Here is a 740-nt window from a genome sequence, read left to right as displayed (position 1 = left end):
AGAGCACAACTCGGTATCAGCCGCGCGTTTCGATGGGCGGAAAGGTCACAAGAGTCATACGATCTGTCGGTACTGCCCTGTTTGAAGAGCTGTTGAATCGGTCAGAGACACCCGCTTGTTTCGGAGGCTACTGATGGTCACGCAGAATCCGTTCGTGCAGTACGGCAAAGAGATCTGGTGGATGATCCTGATCCGCGGAATCTTCGGCGTGATCTTCGGAATCATCGCGCTCGTGTGGCCGGGAATTACCGTGGTGGCCTTGGTTTTCCTGTTCGGTATCTACTCCATCGCCGACGGTTTGATCACGATAGTTCGCGCCATCCGGGACCGCGAGCATCTGAGCTCGTGGGGTTGGTGGGTGTTCACGGGCGTCGTCTCGGTCGGAGCCGGCATCGTCGCGCTGGTCTGGCCGGGCATCACTGCGCTGGTGCTGCTGTACATAATTGCCTTCTACGCCATCATGTTCGGAATCTTCGGAATTGTCGGCGCCTTCAAGATGAAGGCGCTGCCCGGATCCAGTTGGGGATGGTTGCTCGCCGCATCGGTGCTTGCTGTCATCTTCGGCATCATTCTTCTCATCGCGCCCGGCGAAGGCATCATCAGCCTCATCTGGTTGTTGGGTTGGTACGCAATCCTGTTCGGCCTCTTCATGATCGTGGGAGCATTCCAGATCAGGAGCCGGGCAAAGGAAGCCGGTGTTCTCTAAGCCGGTGTTCTCTAAGAAGGGAAAGCCGGCCGTC

1 protein-coding gene is annotated in these 740 nt (G+C 57.4%); it reads left to right on the top strand.

The genetic code is table 11. The features are described from left to right. The first annotated feature begins 133 nt into the window (after nucleotides 1-133). Nucleotides 134-706, top strand: coding sequence for an HdeD family acid-resistance protein (locus tag A2J01_RS25035; protein WP_003944155.1), 573 nt, complete (start codon nucleotides 134-136; stop codon nucleotides 704-706). Nucleotides 707-740 lie beyond the last annotated feature (34 nt).

The organism is Rhodococcus sp. EPR-134 (assembly GCF_001647205.1).
GTDB classification, from domain to species: Bacteria; Actinomycetota; Actinomycetes; order Mycobacteriales; family Mycobacteriaceae; genus Rhodococcus_F; species Rhodococcus_F qingshengii.
The sequence above is the reverse complement of the archived record's forward strand: the minus strand, read 5'-3'. Positions and strand labels throughout refer to the sequence as shown.